We start from the raw sequence: 222 nt of genomic DNA, 5'->3' as shown, positions 1-222 counted from the left end.
ACTATTATAAAATAGCAACGCATGCTTCCCTGGATTTCAGTAAAATGAACCATAGTCTTGGTCACATGATGTATAACAGATTCCCAAAGTCAAAAATTAGAGGAAAAAGCAACACAAACGGATACACGAATATAGGGAAATATAAAGGGAAAGACAGAGGTATTAAACCATACCTAAAGTCAAAAGCGATGAGATTTCTCATGAAATGTCCTATTTTACCAA

General features: G+C 34.2%; 1 pseudogene. It reads left to right on the top strand.

The window, feature by feature from the left end:
* A pseudogene (locus K5S59_RS30450) lies at positions 1–222 on the top strand (group II intron reverse transcriptase/maturase); the annotation flags it as partial.

This window comes from Bacillus sp. BML-BC051 (assembly GCF_019656175.1).
In the GTDB taxonomy this organism is placed as follows: Bacteria; Bacillota; Bacilli; order Bacillales; family Bacillaceae_G; genus Bacillus_A; species Bacillus_A mobilis.
This window is presented reverse-complemented; position numbering and strand designations above follow the sequence as displayed.